At 58.1% G+C, this 18,882-nt stretch carries 19 protein-coding genes and 1 pseudogene; 9 read left to right on the top strand and 11 right to left on the bottom strand.

Annotated features, from left to right (window positions below):
* On the top strand, positions 1–672 hold a 672-nt coding region (locus SOP95_RS29330), incomplete at its 5' end, for an FAD-dependent monooxygenase (protein ID WP_323609228.1).
* A gap of 62 nt (positions 673–734) precedes the next feature.
* Here SOP95_RS29330 and SOP95_RS29325 read toward each other — a convergent pair.
* The 4 genes from SOP95_RS29325 to SOP95_RS29310 form a co-directional block, all read right to left on the bottom strand.
* Positions 735–2,087, bottom strand: coding sequence for an OprD family porin (locus SOP95_RS29325; protein ID WP_323609226.1), 1,353 nt, complete (start codon positions 2,085–2,087; stop codon positions 735–737).
* 245 nt (positions 2,088–2,332) lie between these two features.
* Complete coding sequence (locus SOP95_RS29320) at positions 2,333–2,974, bottom strand: 3-oxoacid CoA-transferase subunit B (RefSeq protein ID WP_274075281.1); 642 nt, start codon at positions 2,972–2,974, stop codon at positions 2,333–2,335.
* 8 nt (positions 2,975–2,982) lie between these two features.
* Positions 2,983–3,675, bottom strand: coding sequence for a 3-oxoacid CoA-transferase subunit A (locus tag SOP95_RS29315; protein ID WP_323609225.1), 693 nt, complete (start codon positions 3,673–3,675; stop codon positions 2,983–2,985).
* Between the two features lie 246 nt (positions 3,676–3,921).
* Positions 3,922–5,745 carry an NAD(P)/FAD-dependent oxidoreductase gene (locus tag SOP95_RS29310; RefSeq protein ID WP_323609224.1) on the bottom strand — a complete coding sequence of 608 codons (1,824 nt, stop codon included), beginning with the start codon at positions 5,743–5,745 and terminating at the stop codon, positions 3,922–3,924.
* Between the two features lie 244 nt (positions 5,746–5,989).
* On the opposite strand from SOP95_RS29310, the gene SOP95_RS29305 reads away from it, so the two are divergent.
* The gene (locus SOP95_RS29305) at positions 5,990–7,885 is read left to right on the top strand and encodes a sigma-54-dependent Fis family transcriptional regulator (RefSeq protein ID WP_323609222.1); all 1,896 of its coding nucleotides are present in this window, start codon (positions 5,990–5,992) and stop codon (positions 7,883–7,885) included.
* A gap of 16 nt (positions 7,886–7,901) precedes the next feature.
* Here the strand turns inward: SOP95_RS29305 and SOP95_RS29300 are convergent, their stop codons facing one another.
* The 5 genes from SOP95_RS29300 to SOP95_RS29280 all read right to left on the bottom strand — a co-directional run bounded on the left by SOP95_RS29300 (position 7,902) and on the right by SOP95_RS29280 (position 10,865).
* Positions 7,902–8,129: an AbrB/MazE/SpoVT family DNA-binding domain-containing protein gene (locus tag SOP95_RS29300; protein WP_323609221.1), complete on the bottom strand. Its 228-nt coding sequence runs from the start codon at positions 8,127–8,129 to the stop codon at positions 7,902–7,904.
* Positions 8,130–8,231: 102 nt separating this feature from the next.
* Positions 8,232–9,026, bottom strand: a complete 795-nt coding sequence (locus SOP95_RS29295) for an aminoglycoside phosphotransferase family protein (RefSeq protein WP_323609220.1) — start codon at positions 9,024–9,026, stop codon at positions 8,232–8,234.
* A gap of 126 nt (positions 9,027–9,152) precedes the next feature.
* Complete coding sequence (locus SOP95_RS29290) at positions 9,153–9,485, bottom strand: antibiotic biosynthesis monooxygenase family protein (protein WP_323609219.1); 333 nt, start codon at positions 9,483–9,485, stop codon at positions 9,153–9,155.
* Positions 9,486–9,526: 41 nt separating this feature from the next.
* On the bottom strand, positions 9,527–10,501 hold the full coding sequence (locus SOP95_RS29285) for a zinc-dependent alcohol dehydrogenase family protein (protein WP_323609218.1): 975 nt from the start codon (positions 10,499–10,501) through the stop codon (positions 9,527–9,529).
* Positions 10,502–10,562: 61 nt separating this feature from the next.
* On the bottom strand, positions 10,563–10,865 hold the full coding sequence (locus SOP95_RS29280; protein ID WP_323609217.1) for an ArsR/SmtB family transcription factor: 303 nt from the start codon (positions 10,863–10,865) through the stop codon (positions 10,563–10,565).
* 143 nt (positions 10,866–11,008) lie between these two features.
* Between SOP95_RS29280 and SOP95_RS29275 the strand changes: the two are divergent.
* Positions 11,009–11,122 (top strand): annotated as a pseudogene (locus tag SOP95_RS29275) (hypothetical protein); the annotation flags it as partial.
* Between the two features lie 111 nt (positions 11,123–11,233).
* Here the strand turns inward: SOP95_RS29275 and SOP95_RS29270 are convergent.
* Both SOP95_RS29270 and SOP95_RS29265 read right to left on the bottom strand, forming a co-directional pair.
* A complete protein-coding gene (locus tag SOP95_RS29270; protein WP_323609216.1) occupies positions 11,234–12,367 on the bottom strand; it encodes an aminotransferase class V-fold PLP-dependent enzyme in 1,134 nt (377 codons plus the stop codon).
* A 127-nt stretch (positions 12,368–12,494) separates the two neighbouring features.
* Positions 12,495–12,773, bottom strand: a complete 279-nt coding sequence (locus SOP95_RS29265) for a hypothetical protein (protein ID WP_323609215.1) — start codon at positions 12,771–12,773, stop codon at positions 12,495–12,497.
* Between the two features lie 268 nt (positions 12,774–13,041).
* Between SOP95_RS29265 and SOP95_RS29260 the strand changes: the two genes are divergently transcribed.
* From SOP95_RS29260 to SOP95_RS29235, 6 genes are all read left to right on the top strand, one after another.
* Positions 13,042–13,542, top strand: coding sequence for a CinA family protein (locus SOP95_RS29260; RefSeq protein ID WP_323609214.1), 501 nt, complete (start codon positions 13,042–13,044; stop codon positions 13,540–13,542).
* Positions 13,543–13,551: 9 nt separating this feature from the next.
* Complete coding sequence (locus SOP95_RS29255) at positions 13,552–14,070, top strand: hypothetical protein (protein WP_323609212.1); 519 nt, start codon at positions 13,552–13,554, stop codon at positions 14,068–14,070.
* Between the two features lie 8 nt (positions 14,071–14,078).
* Positions 14,079–14,525, top strand: a complete 447-nt coding sequence (locus SOP95_RS29250) for a DUF421 domain-containing protein (protein WP_274075271.1) — start codon at positions 14,079–14,081, stop codon at positions 14,523–14,525.
* A gap of 4 nt (positions 14,526–14,529) precedes the next feature.
* Complete coding sequence (locus tag SOP95_RS29245) at positions 14,530–15,906, top strand: cytochrome ubiquinol oxidase subunit I (RefSeq protein WP_323609211.1); 1,377 nt, start codon at positions 14,530–14,532, stop codon at positions 15,904–15,906.
* A gap of 12 nt (positions 15,907–15,918) precedes the next feature.
* Positions 15,919–16,920 (top strand): cytochrome d ubiquinol oxidase subunit II, encoded by a 1,002-nt coding sequence (gene cydB / locus SOP95_RS29240; protein ID WP_323609210.1) that lies wholly within the window; start codon positions 15,919–15,921, stop codon positions 16,918–16,920.
* A gap of 110 nt (positions 16,921–17,030) precedes the next feature.
* Positions 17,031–18,818, top strand: a complete 1,788-nt coding sequence (locus SOP95_RS29235; protein WP_323609209.1) for a thiamine pyrophosphate-requiring protein — start codon at positions 17,031–17,033, stop codon at positions 18,816–18,818.
* The last annotated feature ends 64 nt before the right edge of the window (positions 18,819–18,882 follow it).

Below are 18,882 nucleotides of genomic sequence, written 5' to 3'. Positions count from 1 at the left end.
CGGGCGCGCGGTGTCGATGAGCACTTGATCGATGTCCCGCAGATGTACCTGGGACTCGATGCCCATATCCTCACATTCCCGGTCAAACAGGGCCGCCTTATCAATGTCGTGGCCTTCATCTCCGATCGCAGCCGCCCTGATCCGACCTGGCCAAGCGATGCTCCTTGGGTGCGCAATGCCAGCCAGGAAGAAATGCTCTCTGCCTTCAATCACTGGGGAGATGCTGCCCGGGTGCTGCTCGAATGCATTCCGGCACCGACCCTCTGGGCGCTGCATGAACTCGACGAGTTGCCTTGCTACGTGCACGACCGCGTAGGGCTGATCGGCGATGCCGCGCACGCCATGTTGCCGCACCAGGGCGCTGGCGCAGGCCAGGGGTTGGAAGACGCCTGGCTCCTGGCGCGACTGCTGGCCGATCCGCAGGTTCTGGACAGCCAGCCACAAGCGGTGCTCGCGGCTTACGACGCCATCCGTCGCCCCCGTGCCTGCCGTGTGCAGCGCACCTCCTGGGAAGCCGGCGAGCTGTATGAACTGCGTGACCCGGCGGTAGCCAACGACGAACAACTACTGGGCAAGACCCTCGCCGAGCGGTTCGACTGGCTGTGGAACCACGACATGCAGGCCGACCTGCAAGAGGCGCGTGCCCAATTAGGTTGGCGAGCAGTCGCCTGATGAGTTGAGACGTGGATGCAAAGGGACGACTGAACGGAACCATAGGTTGTCCCTGAGCTGTTTTAAAACCGCCCAAACTTGAGCGGGTATTCGATCACAATGTAGATCCTGTCGATGTCACCGCCGCCTTGGGCGCTGTTTGCCCGATGGACCACGTGGGACAGCTGCACAGACAAGTCCTTGGCCGGCCCTGACTGCAGCACATACCGAAGATCGATATCGCGCTCCCAGTGTCGTCCACCATCGCCTTGTTGAGGAACGTACTCTCCAGTCGATTCGTCGAAAGGGTTATAGCCTCCGCCTTGGGGCGCGTGGGTTCCGTCGATACCGCGTCCGTTGACGTAACGCGTCATGAATTTCAATCCAGGTATGCCGTAGCTGCCCAGGTCGAGGTCATAACGGGCCTGCCAGGAACGTTCATGGGGGCCATTGAAGTCGGCATACTTGATCGAATTGGCAAGGTAGATGGAGTCGCCGCCGACAAAATCGAACGGGGTGTCGCCGTTGATCTTTTGGTAGGCGAGGGTGAAACCATGGCCTGCGGCGGTGTATTTGCCAGCCAGGCTGTAGGCAGTGTTATCAATGGCTCCGGCCACCGACTCGCCATAATCCCTGGTGTGGTAAACGTTGCCGTCGACGAATACGCCGGACTGCTTCAGGTGCAAGTTGCCATAGTATTGGTGCCAGGTGTCACTCAGCTGTGAGACATAAAGCGCACCCCCTATCGGGCGTTCTTCAAACAGGTTGGCGCCAATGAAATCGATGCCGCCCGTTCGGGTACTCACACCGTAACCTGCGAAATCGCCTTTACTGGTCGATGCGTTCTGGTTCTTGAAAGCCGTGAAGTGACCTGCCAGTAAGTGCATGTCATCGATTTCCCGGCTATCCAATAGCAGGCCGGTGGCGTACTCGGGTTGCAGGCGTTTGTCCGCCGTGTCGAACACCGGCGTTTCCACGGTCATTTCACCGAACGCCAAGGTGGTGCGAGAGGTGCGCAGCTTGAGGGCGCCGCCACCACTGGAATAATCGTCTTCGCTACGTCCCTCTTGGTCGAGTGGCAGTAATCCCGTCCCGGAATGCCCCTTGCCACCGTCGAGCTTCAATCCGAGAAACCCATGGGCATCGATGCCAAAACCAATGGCACCAGAGGTAAATCCGGACTCGAACGACGTAATGAACCCTTGGGCCCATTCCTGGGTGTAGTTTTTGCCTGAAGGCGAAGGTGAGCGATAGTCATTGCTCAAGTAAAAGTTTCGACTGAGCACTTCAAGTGAAGAGCCTTCTCGAAACCCTTGTGACGGTTGCGCCGCTTGCGACGCCAAGGCTGTTCCACTGGGGGTGCAGGTGACCAGAACAAGCGCGCAAGCGACTCGCAGCTCTTGAGCGGCAAACAGGGCTTTCGATGCAACCAGCATGGGTCAGCTCACTGGCTGGGGTTGGCGGCGCAACCCACTCAGTTTAGCCTGTGTTGTATTCATCGCTTGCATGTCCATCGCCTCACGGAAGTCGAAGAGATGGTCGCGCATTTTGGAAAGGGAGAATTGGATAGACGTGCGGTTTTTTGCATTGCTGCGCGCGCATTGGCAATGATTCGCCGGCTAGCGCTTCGCAACCACGACCGCTGGAAAGTTGCGCCGTTGCAAACGGCGCAATCGATCTGTTATCGAATCAACGGCACGCCACTGAGCGTTTGCAAGTCTTCAAAGCTGATATCGGCAACAATCTCCCGGACCTTCAAGCCGTCTGAAGTGACGTCCAGAATAGCCAGGTCGGTATAAATCCGCGTCACGCAGCCAATGCCGGTCAGCGGGTAGGTGCATTGCGGCACCAATTTGCTTTCGCCGGTCTTGGTCAGGTGATCCATCATGACGAACACCTGGCGTGCGCCTGTCGCCAGGTCCATCGCACCGCCCACGGCCGGGATGGAACCTTCGGCGCCGGTGTGCCAGTTGGCGAGGTCACCGTTGACCGCGACCTGGAAGGCGCCCAGCACGGCAATATCGATGTGCCCACCGCGCATCATCGAGAACGAATCGGCGTGGTGAAAATAGGCGCCACCGGCCAGCAGCGTCACGTGCTGTTTGCCCGCGTTGATCAGGTCATCGTCTTCCTCACCCGGTGCAGGGCTTGGGCCCATGCCCAGTACACCGTTTTCACTGTGCAGGAACACTTCCTTGTCACCCAGGTAGTTGGCCACCAGCGTGGGTACGCCAATGCCCAGGTTCACGTAGGAACCTTCAAGGATATCGTCGGCCACACGTTGGGCCATTTCGCTGCGCGATAGTTTTTTCATGACAGTCATGGCGGGCCTCAGTTGACGTTGGCGTTCGAGTAAGTGGCGCGCGGCACGGAGACCACGCGCTGGACGAAGATCCCCGGGGTGATGATGTGTTCCGGGTCCAGCTCTCCCAACTCGACGATCTGATTGACCTGGGCGATAGTGTTTTTCGCTGCCATGGCCATGATCGGTCCAAAATTACGCGCAGCCTTGCGATAGGTGAGATTGCCCCAGCGATCGCCTTTTTCGGCCTTGATCAGTGCAACGTCGGCGTGCAACGGCATTTCCAGCACATAGTTGCGACCGTCGATCACCCGGGTTTCCTTGCCTTCGGCCAGCAGCGTGCCATAACCGGTCGGCGAATAAAACGCACCGATGCCAGAGCCTGCCGCACGAATACGTTCGGCCAGGTTGCCTTGCGGCACGACCTCAAGCTGCACCTTTCCGGCCAGGTAGAGTTCATCGAAAACATAGGAATCGGACTGGCGTGGAAACGAGCAGATCACCTTGGCAACGCGCCCGGCCTTGAGCAAGGCGGCCAGGCCGATTTCACCGTTGCCGGCATTGTTGCTGATGATGGTCAGGTCGCGAGCGCCCGAAGCGATCACGCCATCTACCAACTGCGACGGCATCCCGGCAGTGCCGAAGCCACCGACCATGATGACCGAACCATCGGCAATGCCGTCCAGTGCGGCAGCGACGGATTCAAATGTTTTATTGATCAAGGCGTACTCCTGTTTTTATTCGGCTGAACAGAATGATCCAAGGGAAAACCGCGTGAATCACGGTTAATGCAATGGAGCATAGGGTGCCAAACAATGGGTCGAGGAGGGTGCCCCGAGACGCGATGTCGTGCGATTAACGAACACAAATCGATTATCGAACACAGCGTTGAATGGTCATTCGTAAGTTGGATCTGCATGCAGGGTACTGTGGAGAGGGCGCCCAACCAAGGCTGGGCGCCCCTTGACTCAGCCCGTATGGTGACTCTCGGAAAGTCCATAGACGGACGTGTCGATGCCTTCGAAACGCGCTTTCAACTGCAGCGCCAGATACAGCGAATAATGCCGTGACTGGTGCAGGTTGCCACCGTGGAACCAGAGGTTGTCCTGCTGTGTTGGCTTCCACATGTTGCGCAGCTCGCCCTCGTACGGTCCAGGATCATTTGTGGTGCCAGAACCCAGGCCCCAGCAGCGGCCGACCTTGTCAGCGACTTCCTGGGAAATCAGCTTCGCCGCCCAACCATTCATTGAGCCATAGCCCGTGGCGTAGACGATCAGGTCTGCCGGGAGTCGGCTGCCGTCGTTGAGTACGACGGCATCGGCTTCGATGCGTTCGACACCCAGGCCAGGCGCGCTCTTGAGCTTGATCGTGCCATTGGCAATCAGTTCGCTGGCGCCGACGTCGATGTAGTAACCGGAACCACGGCGAACATACTTCATGAAAAGGCCAGACTCGTCGTCACCGAAATCGAGCATGAAACCTGCCTTGGCCAGGCGCTCATAGAAGTCCTTGTCACGCTCCTTGATCGCGTCAAAGATGGGTTGATGAAAGCTTGGCATCACCTTGTAGGGGATCGAGGCGAACAGCATGTCGGCCTTGTCCGTGGTCAGCCCCGTTTCCACGGCGTCTTCGGAGTAGAGCCCGCCGAAGACAAGATCCATCAGGCTGTCGGAACGCACGATGTGGGTACTGGAGCGTTGCACCATGGTCACCTCGGCGCCGTTCTCCACCAGGTCGGCGCAGATATCGTGGGCCGAATTGTTCGCACCGATGACCACCGCGCGCTTGCCGCGCCAGGCGTCTCCGCCGGGATGGCGGCTGGAATGATGCTGCTGGCCATTGAAAACCTCGGCACCCGGGTAATCTGGAACATTGGGTACGCCAGACATGCCGGTGGCGAGGATCAACTGGGTCGGCTGTAAAGTCACAGGCTCGCCATCGCGCTGCACTTCAACCTTCCAGGTGCCACTTTGCTCGTCAAAGCTGGCGCTCACGCATTCTGTACGCGGCCAATAATTGAGCTCCATGACTTTACTGTACATTTCCAGCCAGTCGCCAATCTGGTCCTTTGGGGTGAAGACCGGCCAGTGATCGGGGAAGGGCAGGTAAGGCATATGGTCGTACCAGACCGGGTCGTGCAGGCACAGCGACTTGTAGCGACCGCGCCACTGATCGCCAGGACGCTCGGCCTTGTCGACGATCAGCGTTGGCACGCCCATTCGCTTGAGCCGCGCAGCGAGCCCCAGTCCACCCTGGCCGCCGCCCACGATCAGGCAGTAAGGTTGGGTGGTGATGCCCAGCGAAGCTTCTTCGTCACGACGGCGTTCCAGCCAGTTGCGTTTGTCGGTGTGGGCGTGACCATGATTGGCACCCATTGGACGCCGACGGCCCCTGGGTTCTTCAAAGCCCTTGAGCTCACGCATGGTCGTCAGCAGCGTCCAGCACAGGCCCTCCTTCAGACGCACGTAGCCTTTACCTCGCGCCGCCTCGGTTTCCAGACTGATCCAGCCTTCGAGCACACCGTTATTGAGCGTCGCCTCACCTTCGAGTTTCCATTGCTCGGGACGCGTCGGGTCGAGGCGTGTTTCGAGCATGTCGCGGATGGCAGGCTGGCCTTCCAGGGTCACCAGGTTCCAGCTGAAAAGCAGCAGGTCACGCCAGTGACACTCTTGCGCAAACAGTTCCAGCGCGCCGTCCAGATCACGTTGGGCGAGACGCTCGCCGAGGTTTTCGACCCAAGCCGCGAGCTGGGCAGTTGGCGTTTGCAGAGGGGTTTCGACAGCGATGTTCATGGAGCCTCTCCCGATCTTGTTGTTGTGGTAACAATTGCCCTTGAGCAAGGCTCGGGCCATCTTCATGAAAGCCCCGTTACAGAGCGGTTGGCGCAGTACCGCCCAGGCTGTGGCGCGGGTTCATGTCACGATTTTGGGAATGGCGGATGACAGAGTGTCACCCGGTGCAAAAAGCGCTGTTTGCGATCTTTTCATATAAGCTTCGAACAGCCCCGTGTCCTGACCGTAACGGAGAACAAGAACTATGAAGCCGGCCTTGATCAACGCCCATGCACAACAAGTGCTCCAAGCCGTGCAGGGCACGCCCGCCAGCCACGACACTCCCGTCAACCTGGCAATCACACGGTCCTGGCGCCGTTGCCTGGATCAGCATCAGCTCGATCCCGCCAGCCGCCGCGCGCCTAATGTAGTGGAGCACCCACGCCTGCAGGATCACCGCGCGCCGCTGGAAAGCATCATGTCCGTGGCGCACTGGCAGATGAGCAGTTTGCACCAGCAGCTCGGGCGTGACGGCCATGTGGTGCTACTCACCGATGCTCGCGGTGTGGCGATCGACAGTGTGTTCAACGACTCCGAACGCGCCGAGTTCCAGCGTGCCGGACTGTGGCTCGGTTCGGTATGGAGCGAAGATTGCGAGGGTACCAACGGTGTCGGCACCTGCCTGGTCGAGCGGCAGCACGTCACCATCCGTCGTGATGAACATTTCCGCGGCAAGCACGTCGGCCTGACGTGTTCGGCCAGCCCGATATTCGATGCGAGCGGAGAGTTGCTTGCAGTGCTCAACCTCTCTTCGGTGCGGGAGGAGCACAGTCTGGCGCAACACTTCAAGGCCATGGCGTTGACCAACCTGTCCGCCAGGTTGATCGAGAGCAGTTTTTTCCTGGGGCATGATCCGCAGCGCTACTTGCTGCGCTTTCATCCTGAGGCCGGTTTCGTTGGGCTGCTGGGCGAAGGCCTGCTCGGTTTCGACGAGAGTGCCCGTATCTGCTCAGTCAATCAGGCTGCGCTGGAGCTGCTGGGTCTCAGCCGTGAGCAGGTGCTTGGACAATCGCTGACGATGCTGCTGGAAACACCCATCGATCAGGTGATGAGTCAGGCCAGCGCTCAGCCGAGTGTCTGCTGGCCAATGCGCCTGATGGATGGGCGCCTGCTCTACGGACAGTTGCGCGAACCCTTGCGCCACGAGCCTTCAGTCACGCCTGCTATTCCCAAGATCAATGACGTGCACGTGTGCCTGGAAGACCCGCGCCTGCAACGCGGCTTTGCGCGCGCATTGCGTGTTCTGGAGCGTGATGTCCCGGTGTTTCTACAGGGCGAAACCGGTACCGGCAAAGAAGCGTTTGCGGCGGCGCTGCATCGCGCCAGCTCCAGGGCGGGCCAGCCGTTTGTGGCGATCAATTGCGCGGCCATTCCAGAGTCGTTGATCGAGAGCGAGCTGTTCGGCTATCGCGGCGGCAGCTTCACCGGCGCACGCAAGGACGGGATGATCGGCAAGCTGGAACAGGCCCATGGCGGCATTCTGTTTCTCGACGAGATCGCCGATATGCCACTGGCGTTACAGACTCGCCTGCTGCGTGTGCTGGAGGAGCGCCAGGTGGTGCCGCTGGGCGGCGCGACGGCCCGTGCGCTCGACATACGCCTCGTCAGTGCCAGCCACCAGGATCTGCAAGCCTGTGTGGCCGAAGGGCGTTTTCGCGAAGATCTGTTCTATCGCATCGCCGGCTTCGCCGTGCAGCTCCCGCCGTTGCGCGAGCGTTCAGACAAGGGCCGTTTGCTCGACCTGTTGCTGCGCGAGGAGGCAGCAGGGGCGAGGGTTCGGCTGGAAGCGGGTGTCAGGGAGCGCTTGCTGGCGCAGCCTTGGCCAGGCAATGTCCGACAGTTGCGTACGTGCCTGCGCACACTGGTGGCATTGGCGTGGGAGGGGCGTGTCACGCTGGACGACCTGGCGGAGTTGCTGCCGGCAGCGCCAGCGTCAGCCGCGCTGGCCGAAAATCCGCTTGGACTTTCCGAACGGCAGACGCTGCTGAAGTTGATCGAGGCGGAACACTGGCATATCGCCCATGTTGCCGCCCGCCTGGGGATCAGTCGCAATACGCTCTATCGCAAACTGCGCCATCACGGTATTTCACGACCTGGTTGAATGTAGAGTGACTTCCTCATTTACCCTCGGCGCTACCGTGCTGTTCGCTATCCCAGGATTCAGTGAACTCGTCTATTCGATCCGCGATTTGAGGTTTCGTTGACAGGACCAGGCAGCGCGTGTTGCCGACGAATTCCTCTATCAAGTACAGCGAGTCGCCAACATCCAACTCCAATTCCTGCAACGCCTCATCAGGAATTCGAATCGCACCGTCGCCATCCCATTCCTCGATGATGATTTTCATAGGCGGCTTTCTCACGTGTGGTCTCCATTGTTTTGAGTCGGCAATGTAACAATCGACCCAAGGCTGACAAAAAATTATCCTGGCTGTGCCTTACTGTAAAACTCACAACCCAAGCGCCGACGCTGCAAGCTTCGCCACCCCAAAGGGGATGGCCGGCTCAATGTCGTCCTCGAGCATCCAGGCTGCTGACAACCCGGTCCAGGCGAGCACCCATTGCAATAACCGGAGGCGATCGATGTCGGCGGCCTGTGTCACGATATCGATCCGGCGCGAGAAACAATCTGGCGCCAGAGCGCTTTTGCTATCGGGATTGCAGAAAATATTCGCGTAATCGAAGCCGCGCTCACCGTACAGTCCCTTGGGATCGATAGCGAGCCATCCCTTGGGTCCGAAGTCCAACACATTGCCGTGGTGGATGTCACCATGCAGTACCCTGACGTCGCGTGGCGCATCCAGGAGTTCGCGAGCGGTTTTTGCGCATTGTTCAAAGATCCCTCGGCGTGTTGCCGCTGCGCTCCACAGGGCTTCGAACCGTTGCTCCAGTGGGACCAAAGCAGGAACCGGTTTTGCGTGTGGTGCATGAAGGCGGTCGGCCACGGCACAGAGAATGCGAGTAGCCTCGTCGTCCTGTCCGCAGCTCACCATGTGCCCAAGCGAGACCGAGCCGCTCGCGCGCTCCATAAGTAAGGCCGCGCCATCATGTTCCAGCACAGGCGCCGCGCCATCACCGTCCCACCAAGTCATGAGCAGGTTGCCTGCTTGCTCCTCCAGCTCTTGCGAGACTTTGAGCATGGCTGGTACACCGTGGTGGCGAACGGGCAGTAGATTGCCATTCAGCGAGATAAAAGCATCACCGTCGATGGTCAGTTCCCATCGTTTCAAGTATTGATCAAACATAAGCGCATGAATTGTCGTTCTTGGTGGAACAATTATTATGAATGATTGGGACACGAGGCTAAACGTCTGCTTCCGGCCGAAAGTTGCAGGTCACAGAACGTCTGTTTCCGACAACGGCTATTTTCTTTAAGGCCACAAGCCGCTTGAAGCGCTGACAGCACCCATGCCGACGGTATTCCCTTCAATATGGTAGACCTTCGGTTCCTCCGAAAAATATTCCTCCAGGCCCATCATGAACAGCCGATGGTCTTCACTCGCTTCGAAGCCCGGCGTGTGATCTTCGAGTGATTGCCATCTCACTATCAGGTTGAACTGCTCGGGGCTTTCGATCCCTTGCGCGAGCAGGTGGCCGCCGTAACCTTTCGCGCGGGTGAGCAAAGGAGCGACCTCGGCAAATGCTTGTCGGAACATCTCGATGCGTTCTTTGTGAACGGGGAGCAGAGCGATTTCATAGATCATGGCTTACCTCAAAATTGACTTGAACGATTAAAAGTTCGCATTTACGAGAGGAGCGATGGCTCGACGGCAATCGCGATTTTTCCTTGAATACCGTTGTTGGGACTTTCCAGCCGGGCATGAGCGAGGGGAATGTCGGCAAGCGAATAGACAGCGCCAACGTGTGGTCGAAGCTGACCGCGCTCTACCAGTGCGCTCAACTCATCAAGCTTGCCGCGGTTTTGCCTGGTGAAGACGAAGTGATAACTCGCGTTCTTGCCCCAGGCCTGAACGACGTTTTGTGGCTGCGCAATGTCCACGATCGTGACGACGCGGCCAAGTTGTGCGAGCACATCGGGGCTGCGTGACAATGTGTTGCCGCCGATGGTGTCGAACACCACATCAACGCCGCGGCCACCGGTTTCGCGAAAGACGGCGTCAACATAATCTTCTTTTTCGTAGTCGATGATCACATCGGCACCCACGCGGCGTGCGAACTCAATGTTGGCTTCGCGCACGGTGGTGAACACCCTTGCACCCATGGCTTTCGCCAGCTGGATGGCGACATGACCGACGCCTCCCGCGCCGCCGTGTACAAGAATGCTTTCCCCGACCCTGAGCGCCGCACGCACCACCAGTGCTTCCCACGCCGTCCCGCCCACCAGGGTCAGGCTTGCCGCCTCAAGATGGCTCAGCGAGGCAGGCTTCTTGCCGACAATGCTTTGGTCAGCGACGTGGTACTCGGCATAACTTCCCGGCCCTTCGAATATTTGCGGGGTGTACCAGACTTCGTCTCCTGGAATGAAGGCCGTCACACCTGGCCCCACTTCTTCGACAACGCCGGATACGTCATGTCCGGTGATGGCTGGCAGTTGCACCATGTCGGGATAATCGCCACGTCGAACCTGGTAATCCAATGGATTGATGGAGGTTGCGTGTACCCGGACCAGGATCTGTCCCGCGTGCGGCACGGGCTTGGGTACATCGCAGAGTTCGAACGATTCAGGACCGCCGAATGATTCAAGTATCATCGCTTTCATGGTAAATCCTCGCATCTATAAAAAGAGATATCGAGAAATCTCGATATATTGCGGTAAAAAATTACAGATCTTTGCCAATGATCTCGGCAAGCGCACTGATGGTTGCTTCATTGCGTTTGTAGTAGGTCCACTGCCCGATGCGCCTGACTTCCACCAGGCCTACTCGTTGCAACGTGGCCAGATAACCGGACACCGTTGATTGCGACAGTCCGATACCTTCCTGAATACTGCTGACGCAAACGCCGACCGTGTGAACGTCACCTTCATCCTGCGCAGGGAAGTGCTTTACGGGGTCCTTCAAGCCTTTCAGGATTTGAAGACGCGTAGGGTTTGAGAGGGCTTTGAATATTTCGATCAATTCCATAACCCTAGGATATCGAGATTTACCGATATGTCAATACGAGAGATTGGAACCATCTTGAGCTTCGAATGGCCAACGCAATTTCCTTGAAGCTTCCATGGCCCGGGATCCCGTCCGGGCGGCGACGTTCATGAGAGAATGCCGCCAACTGGCTACCGGCACCCGCAGGCGACTTCTACGTGATGTTACGCCTGTATCAACCTTCAGAGGATGTGCTCTCGGGCAAATGGCCGCTGCCGCAATTGAACAAGGTCAATTGAAGATTCGGAATAGGGAGGCCTGATGATAGGCCAATAGCGGGACTGAATGTCCGCTATTGGCTGTGGATTCAACCGGTCAACGCAACAGATTGGCTAAATCGTTATGAGGGCTTAGTCAACCATCACCTCGTCCAGTGCCTGCTCGAGGGTGCTGACCGTGCGCTCGATATTGTGCAGCTTTTCGAGTCCGAACAGACCGATGCGGAAGGTCTGGAAGTCGGCCGGCTCGTCGCATTGCAACGGCACTCCGGCGGCGATCTGCAGGCCATGGTTGGCAAATTTCCTGCCGTTCTTGATGTCGGCATCATCGGTGTAGCTCACCACGACGCCAGGGGCCTGGAAGCCGGCGGCGGCCACGCTTTTGAAACCTTTGCCGGTCAACATGGCGCGCACCCGATCGCCCAGCGCCTGCTGTTCGTCGCGGACCTTGTCGAAACCGTAGGCTTGCGTCTCTTTCATCACTTCGTTGAATCGCGCGAGGGAATCGCTGGGCATGGTCGCATGGTAGGCATGTCCGCCCTGTTCGTAGGCCTGCATGATCTGCAGCCACTTTTTCAGGTCGCAGGCGAAGCTGCTGCTTTGCGTCTTCTCGATGCGCGCGAGGGCCAGGGAGCTAAACATCACCAGGGCGCAGCAAGGGGAGGCGCTCCAGCCTTTTTGCGGTGCGCTGATCAGCAGGTCGACTGCGCATTTGTGCATATCGACCCAAAGCGTGCCTGAGGCGATGCAGTCCAGCACGAACAGGCCACCCACCGCATGCACGGCGTCGCCGACGGCCCGCAGGTACTCGTCGGGCAAGATAATCCCTGATGAGGTTTCAACGTGGGGGGCGAAGACAATCTGTGGCCTCGACGCCTCAATGGCTGCCAGCACTTCGTCCAGAGGGGGTGGGGCGTAGGCCGCCTGGCGACCGGTGTCGACCGGGCGGGCTTTGAGCACCGTGGTGGCCGCCGGGATGTTGCCCATCTCAAGGATCTGACTCCAGCGATAACTGAACCAGCCGTTGCGTATCACCAGGCATCGCTGCTCGGTGGCAAACTGACGCGCCACCGCTTCCATGCCGAATGTGCCGCTGCCCGGGACCACCGCAACACCCTGGGCGTTGTAGACCTGCTTCAGGGTCTTGGAAATGTTTTTCATCACGCCTTGAAATGACTGCGACATGTGGTTGAGCGAGCGGTCGGTGTAGACCACTGAGTACTCGACCAGTCCTTCGGGATCGATACTGGGATATAGCTTTGACATGGGTGACTCCTTTGACAGAAATCTCGGTGGTATCGACCCTGCCCTAAGCCTTGGCAAATGACAAGCGGCTCGGGATTGAATTGAGATTTCTGTCGAGCGGCTAGCATCACGGCGTTGACCAGGCTATTCAAAATACCTGGTTGCGGTGTGTCAGCATCAGTTTCACCCTGCTTTTGTAAGCAAGCTTGCCTGCGCTATTCGAAAAAACATGGTCGATGTCGACTACTCGATATTCCTCTTCCTCGGAGGCCGTTCTGCCCCAGGCAACCTCAAGGCCCAGATGATTGAAACGATCACCTATCGACACAGCCGGGAAGGGCGTTGTTGCTTCAACGCTCCAGACAGGGGCATTAGCGAAAGACTCCTCATAGACCTCGAAAGAGTACTCAATTGGCTGCGCGCTCATGAAACCTCCTACACTGGTTTGTTCACAAAATAGGCAGTCCATCAATGGATTCCCCTCCATTTGCTCATAGAGTGGCAGTGCACGAAAAAATTCAAAGCTATTTCATGTAAAGGTAGTGATTGATTTTATTGGCCTTAACAAATCGCCTTGTTTGTTTTTGCCACTCAGTGAATTGGCTCGGAACAGGAAGTACATGTCCCGTGAGCAGAACTTGGAATGAACGAGCCTTGCAAGGGTCAACTGCGAAGACCTCATCGGAAAAAATGTGATGTCCATTGCAGCCAGGACTGTTGATTACCTTCGTGAGCACAATCTTGTGCTCACAACCGCAGAGTCGTGTACGGCAGGAAAAATTGTGACGCTTTTGTCGGAGATCGAGGGAAGCGGTGAGCTGATCGAAAGTGGCTATGTGGTTTATTCCCCTGAAGCCAAGCAGCGTCTATTGCGAGTCAATCCCCAGACCATCGAGACCTTCAATCTCACCAGCTGCGAGGTCGCCCGAGAGATGGCCCTGGGTGCGTTGTACGACAGCACGGCCAATGTTGCCGTGGCGACCACTGGAATACTGGGCCCGGAAGATATCGATGGTATTCCGGCAGGAACAGTCTGCTTCGCCTGGGCTTTTCAATCGGAACAGGGCCGAAGTGTGTTCAGTCATAAACATCGTTTTTTCGACACTCGTTGCCAGGTGCAGCGCCAAGCCGCCGAATACGCGTTGAAGCATTTACCGGACTTCCACCGCCGTGCACTGGCGGGTGAACGAGGGTAGGAACATGCCATGAGCGATAAAGGCAGCCACGACGACTACAAGAACCGAGACTACCCCGTTCGTGAAGACATGGCCTGTCAGATCAAGGTTTGGCGGTTCGAGCGATGCGGTTGGTACGTGTTGGTGCTGTTGGTTGTGCTGGGATTATGCGGAATGTTCTCACGCGGGCCGATGAGCTCCCGAGACGTCAAGGGCAGCGATGGCAGACTCAGAGTGCAGTACGAGGTTTTTCACCGTAACGGTTCGACCAATCCAATGGTGATCAGTGTAGTCGGCGCGCCGGATGCGATGGTCGAGCTCGAGCTCTCCGGGGCGTTACTGGATGGTTTCAGCATCGAATCAATGCTGCCGGAGCCAGGCCGCGCCAGCAGTGGCGGGGAGGGTATGAAGCTATGGCTGCAAGCGGATGCCCATGGACGCGCGAATCTGTATATGACGTTGCGTGGTGACGGATTGGGACTGTTCAGTACCCGCGTGTCATCACCAGGCGCGGCACCTGTGGCCATGGATCAATTCATTTTCCCTTGAGGTGATATATGGATTCGGTATTGCGTGCCTTCGCGATGTATCTGGTGTTGATGGTGCTGTTCAAGATCGCCGGCAGGCGTTCACTGGCGGAACTGACGACATTCGATTTTGTGTTGTTGATGATCATTGGCGAAGCCACGCAGCAGGCATTGCTGGGGGATGACTTTTCCCTGACGAATTCTGTCCTGGTGATCGTCACGTTGATCGCCATCGATGTCGGCCTTTCACTGCTCAAGCAGCGCTCGGGCTGGGTGTCAAAACTCATTGATGGCGGTCCTACCATCATCGTTGAAAACGGAAAGCTTTTAAGTAAGCGCCTACGGCATGCCCGGCTGGTCGAAGCAGATGTGATGGAAGCGGCCCGCTCAAGCCAAGGCATAGAAACCATTGACCAGATCAAGTTTGCGATCCTGGAGCGTAACGGCAAGATTTCTGTCATCCCGTTAGAGCGTTGAGGGCATGGACACCTTTGATTCGGCGCTGATGGCTGCGCGTGCTCAGTTTGCGATCACCATAAGCTTTCATATCGTGTTGGCTGCACTCACCATCGGGCTGGCCAATTTTTTGATGGTGCTGGAAGGTCTCTGGCTGTGGCGCGGGCAAAAAATCTATCTGGATGTTTACCTCTACTGGCTCAAGATATTCGCGCTCAATGTGGCGGTGGGCACGGCGTCGGGTCTGATTCTGGAGTACCAGTTCGGACTTAACTGGTCGCGCCTGTCCACCCAGGCAGGCGATATCCTGGGCCCGTTGATGTTCTACGAAGTGCTTGCCGCTTTTTTCCTGGAGGCGGGCTTCCTGGGCATCATGCTGTTTGGCCTGAAGAAGGTCGGCCCTCGTCTGCATTTCTTCGCCACCTGTGCGGTTGCCGTGGGCTCATTGATTAGCGCGTTCTGGATCCTGTCGGCCAACTCCTGGATGCAGACGCCCGCCGGTTACACCCTGGGCCCTGATGGCCGCTTCATGGCCGAGGACTGGTGGGCGATCATTTTCAATCCATCGTTTCCCTATCGGCTGGCCCACATGACGCTGGCGGCATTTCTCGGCACCGCCACCCTGGTGGCCGGTATCAGCGCCTGGCAACTGATGCGGCAGCCGGAAAACCCTAGAGCACGCCTTCAGTTTTCCATGGCGTTGTGGATGATCGTCGTACTCTCACCTCTGCAAATCCTGGTGGGCGATTTGCATGGGCAACACAGTCTCAAGGTCCAACCTCTGAAGGTTGCTGCTATTGAAGGCTCGTGGACGCGTCCGCCTGACGGCGCGGGTGAACCGTTGCGACTGTTTGCCATTCCCGACATGACCGAACGTCGTAATCATTGGGAAGTGGCTATTCCTCGTGTTGGCTCTTTGTACCTGCGGCACGATCTGACGGGCACCATCGCCGCGCTGGACGAATTCCCTCCCGAAAACATTCCGCCGGTGCCGATTGTGTTTTTCGCGTTTCGGTTCATGGTGGGTCTGGGGCTGTTGATGGTGGGGCAGGGGCTGACCAGTTTGGTGTTGCGCTGGCGCCATAGGGTGTACACCGCGCGTTGGATGCTGCGCGGGTGTGTGCTGATGGCCCCGGCTGGATTCCTCGCGATGCTTTGTGGCTGGGTAGTGACAGAGGTAGGTCGCCAGCCTTTCACCGTCTATGGTTTGCTGCGCACAGCTGACAGCCTGTCGTCGGTGTCGCGCCAGCAGGTGATAGGCGCAACGTGGACGATCCTGGTGTTTTACCTGCTGACCTTCGGTATCGGTCTCTGGGTGCTGTTGCGAATTTTGCGCGAGCCACCGCGAAAGGGCGAAGCCGGGCCGCAACCGACGCTGGCAGACGAGACAGGGCAATCCTGAGGAGCTCAATCCATGCCGGACACTGATTGGATCGTTCTGCTTTCTGCCGCGGCCCTGGCCTTCTCGGTGATGAACTATGTGCTGCTCGACGGCACTGATCTGGGCGTCGGGGTGCTGATGGGCCTTACGCCTTGCGGTAAGGATCGACGGGCGATGGCCGTGACAATCTTGCCGATCTGGGATGCCAACGAAACGTGGCTGGTGCTGGGAGGAGGCGGTCTGCTGGCGTTGTTCCCATTGGCTTACGCCATCCTGCTTCCGGCGCTTTATTGGCCATTTATCTTGATGTTTCTGGCGCTGATTCTGCGCGCCGTTGCGTTGGAATTTCGAGATTACGCCCCCAGCGATGGTCTCAAGCGCCTGGTCGATGGATTGCTGTCGTGCGGTTCATTGCTGGCCGGCGGGACACAGGGAATCATCTTGGGAACCCTCGTACAAGGTGTACCGAATCATGGCGGCCAATACAGTGGTGATGGCGCGGAGTGGCTCAACGTGTTCCCGCTGTTCTGTGGTGCAGTGCTCGTGGTGGGGTATACATGGTTGGGGGCTTGCTGGCTCTATTGGCGCACCGTAGGGGAACTCCAGAGGCGATCCAGCTTGCAGGCGAAGAGGCTGGCGGCCGTCACCATCGTGTTGTTGAGCCTGTTGGTGGCCTGGACGGCGACTTTGGATACTCGCTATGCACAACGGCTGGCAGATCCCCTGGTGTGGATGCCGGCCATGACGCTGCTGGTTGCACTGCCGATTGGTTTTGTCCTGGGGTTTCGAAGCTGTCGTCATTTTCTGCCACTGTTCTGTGCATTGGGCGTTTTCATAGTGGCGTTTGCATTGATGATCGCGGCGCTCTTTCCAATGATCGTGCCGCCGCAGCTGACCTTGCAGGCGGCTGCCTCAAGCCCCAACAGCCAGATCTTCATGCTGGTCGGTTTCGCGGTGCTGATCCCGGTAACGCTCATCTACAACACCTATGGCTTCAGCGTCTTTAGCGGGAAGGTACGAGTTCAACGCGACTGACTGACATCCGGCAGAACTTCGATCTGCACGCGGGTGTCCAGACCCTTACACGTTCCGACGGGATGTTCTGTCGGAAATGCTCGATGCACGGGTTGAAGGCGAGGAACGACATGACGACGACAGTGGGCGACTTTCTGATTGAACGGCTCAGCGAATGGGGTGTGACCCGGATCTTTGGTTATCCAGGGGATGGCATCAATGGCGTGTTCGGAGCGCTGAGCCGGGCCAAGGGGAAGATTGAATTCGTTCAGGCCAGGCATGAGGAAATGGCTGCCTTCATGGCGTCGGCGCATGCCAAGTTCACCGGTGAGTTGGGCGTGTGCATTGCCACTTCGGGCCCTGGCGCATCGCACTTGATCACTGGGCTTTACGACGCCCGGATGGATCACATGCCAGTGCTGGCCATCGTCGGCCAGCAGGCGCGCACGGCGTTGGGCAGCCATTACCAGCAAGAGCTCGATTTGTTGTCGATGTTCAAGGATGTCGCCGGAGCCTTTGTCCAGCAGGCTTCGGCGCCGGCGCAAATACGGCACTTGATCGATCGGGCCGTGCGCACTGCCATCGGTTTACGGCGCGTGACGGCAATCATTCTGCCCAATGATGTGCAAGATCTTGAGTATGAGGCGCCAGCCCGTGCCCATGGCACGGCGCATTCGGGCGTTGGTTACAGCAAGCCGAGAGTGGTGCCCTACGAGGCGGACCTGCAGCGAGCGGCAGACGTTTTGAACGCGGGTCAAAAGGTCGCGATCCTGGTTGGGGCCGGTGCACTGCAGGCCACCGATCAAGTGATTGCGGTGGCGGAGAAGCTTGGCGCCGGTGTGGCGAAGGCGTTGCTCGGTAAAGCCGCACTGCCCGACGATTTACCCTGGGTCACCGGCAGTATCGGTTTGCTCGGCACCGAGCCCAGTTACAAGCTGATGAGCGAATGCGACACCTTGCTGATGATCGGCTCGGGCTTCCCGTATTCCGAGTTCTTGCCCAAAGAAGGGCAGGCGCGCGGCGTGCAGATCGACTTGCAACCGGACATGCTCAGCTTGCGTTATCCCATGGAGGTCAACCTGGTGGGTGATGCTGCAGAAACACTTGCTGCATTGCTGCCGTTGCTCGAACAGAAAACCGAACGCAAATGGCGCAAAAAAGTCGAAGGCTGGCGCGGTAGTTGGGAGAAGACCCTGGAAAAACGCGCCATGGTCAAAGCCAAACCGATCAATCCACAACGGGTGGTCTACGAGCTGTCACCTCGTTTGCCGGAGCGGGCGATCATCACCAGCGACTCCGGTTCGTGCGCCAACTGGTATGCCCGCGATCTGAAAATTCGTCGCGGCATGAAGTGCTCGCTTTCCGGCGGATTGGCCTCAATGGGCGCAGCGGTGCCCTATGCGATTGCGGCGAAGTTTGCGTTTCCCGAGCGCACGGTGATTGCGCTGGTGGGTGATGGTGCCATGCAGATGAACAACATGGCCGAGCTGATCACCGTCGCCAAATACTGGCAACAGTGGGAAAGCCCAAAATGGATCTGTGCGGTGTTCAACAACGAGGACCTCAATCAGGTCACCTGGGAGCAACGGGTGATGGAGGGGGATCCGAAGTTCGAGGCATCGCAAAGCATTCCAGACGTGCCGTACCACCTGTTCGCCATTTCGATTGGGCTGAAAGGAATTTTCGTAGACCGCGAGGAAGACGTCGCCGCCGCCTGGGAACAGGCGCTGGCCTCGGATGTTCCGGTGCTGATCGAGTTCAAGACCGATCCCGACGTGCCGCCGTTGCCGCCACACATCAAGCTCGAACAGGCGAAAAAGTTTGCCACGACGTTGCTCAAGGGTGACCCGAACGAGGCCGGGGTGATCTTGCAAACCGCCAAGCAGGTATTGGGAGCGGTGCTACCGCACAAGAAATAAGAGGCGCCTGCTGGAGCGAGCGGAGGGACATACCTTGGAATACGCCGATTTGCTGCAATGGCCC

It is taken from the genome of Pseudomonas sp. YuFO8 (assembly GCF_035065025.1).
Taxonomy (GTDB): Bacteria; Pseudomonadota; Gammaproteobacteria; order Pseudomonadales; family Pseudomonadaceae; genus Aquipseudomonas; species Aquipseudomonas putida_AE.
This window is presented reverse-complemented; position numbering and strand designations above follow the sequence as displayed.